The following is a 1,765-nucleotide window of genomic DNA, read 5'->3' on the forward strand; positions in this document are numbered from 1 at the left end:
TTTTTGATGTTAACAGGATTGAAAGCGATGGATAAGGCTGTTTTGAAAGGTCTTGCTTCGGAAGGTGGGGAACAATTGTTTGACGACTTTTCCTATCCTGCTAGACGGAAATATAAGCAATTGTTACTGGAAAGAACTCTACCTTGTCCAGTTGATCCGTATTCTGATTACGAGGAAAACGAAAAAGACCTGCTGGCACAGGTCGATTCATGGACAAGCTACGCAAGAGTAGCGGTATTCTGATGTAAGTATTATACCATAACTGAATAGTTGAGGGGAGGGCTGCGAACCCTCCCTTTTGCGTACCCGGAAAGCGTAGCGAAGACGGAGCGCAAACTGAGACGCACGTCCAGTTGAGCAACGGCTCGCACGCTGCTGGATACACATAGGAAGGTATCAACCCCCACCTACTAACAGGGGGTAGGAAATACATAGAGAATTACCTTCAAGCGTTGGTATACATGGTCTAAATCTACTTTTAAAACGGTACACGTTAGCGTTTATGTCGCGAAAGCTGGTTGATATTGAGTAGTACCCCTGATAACACTGAAACCGGTGGCTCCCAGAGGGGCATAGCCCCTCGGAGGCGATGGTTTTGGGGGTTCGGGGGTACAGAGTCTCAATGTCAACCAGTCGTGAAATAAAAAGCGTTGTTATCCAAAAATTTCTAGGTTACAATATGTGTATTAGGAGGTGTTAAAATGGCAACTGAGGAAAATATCAAACGTATCAATATTCGTATGCCTTTACCTATTTATGAATGGGTACAGGAACAATCTGATTATCATGGCGTTTCGGTCACTGCGTATCTGAATATGAAGATTTCTGAGATTAAGAAACAAGAAGATATGATGAAAGCTATGGCTGTAATGACAAACGAAAACGTTCTGAAGTATTTGGAGAAAAAAGCTGAGGAATAACCTAAAAACGGGTGAAGAATCGTGCTGGGGGAAGCCAGTGAAAAGTGTGCGTCTATCTAACAGGCACACAACCCTTAGTTTCGTTTCAATTTTGGAGGAGTGGAGGTTTTATTTCTTGTTTGAATCGTCGATAGATAAAATGACTATTTTGGGAGATTTGAACGGCGAAGAATCGGAATTTATAGAGTTTTTAGAGACTGAATTGCTACTTGAAAGATACCAAGCCAAGTTTCCTTATCAGTGGTCTTATAATCTTTCGGGGAAAGGTCATTTATCAATTTCTCCTACAAATGCTAAAGTACCTCGATTAAGGTTTGAATTTAATCCTAATCACGCTAAAAACAGTAATGAGTGGTGGAAAGTTTATCGCTCTGTCATTAGGAGAATGAAAAACGTTTATCTGACTCGTATCGACGTCGCTTTTGATTACCATGAGGACTTGTCTCATGTCAGATGGATCGATATGCAGTCTAGGGAAAGTAGTAGGCATCATGCCGGCACAGGAGCGCTTGAAACATGGTATGTAGGCGGTAAGAGGTCTAAGGTTACTATGGTCATGTATAACAAGAAGAAAGAGCGTAGCAAGGCTAATGAGGTGAACGAATTGCAAATCACTGATAAAGAGTGGTGGCGTATAGAAGTCAGATTCACTGGGGCCGACGCTTGCAAGAAATTTTTAGATGGTGGTTTTAACCCGTTTAACGACATTAGACCTCATACGGAATTTTTGATGTTAACAGGATTGAAAGCGATGGATAAGGCTGTTTTGAAAGGTCTTGCTTCGGAAGGTGGGGAACAATTGTTTGACGACTTTTCCTATCCTGCTAGACGGAAATATAAGCAAT

General features: G+C 41.9%; 3 protein-coding genes. All 3 read left to right on the top strand.

Annotation, left to right across the window (positions count from 1 at the left end; all coding sequences use genetic code 11):
- Positions 1-243, top strand: a 243-nt coding sequence (locus tag R7V76_RS16570; RefSeq protein WP_318094346.1) for a hypothetical protein, incomplete at its 5' end; no start/stop codon positions are given.
- Between the two features lie 458 nt (positions 244-701).
- The gene (locus tag R7V76_RS16575; RefSeq protein ID WP_318094347.1) at positions 702-920 is read left to right on the top strand and encodes a hypothetical protein; all 219 of its coding nucleotides are present in this window, start codon (positions 702-704) and stop codon (positions 918-920) included.
- 115 nt (positions 921-1,035) lie between these two features.
- The coding region (locus R7V76_RS16580) for a hypothetical protein (protein ID WP_318094348.1) at positions 1,036-1,765 on the top strand (730 nt) is incomplete at its 3' end.

This window comes from Exiguobacterium artemiae (assembly GCF_033342815.1).
GTDB classification, from domain to species: Bacteria; Bacillota; Bacilli; order Exiguobacteriales; family Exiguobacteriaceae; genus Exiguobacterium_A; species Exiguobacterium_A artemiae_A.

Coding starts and splice junctions, on each gene's coding strand:
- R7V76_RS16575 (WP_318094347.1), top strand. CDS start 702: ATGGCAACTGAGGAAAATATCAAACGTATCAATATTCGTATGCCTTTA.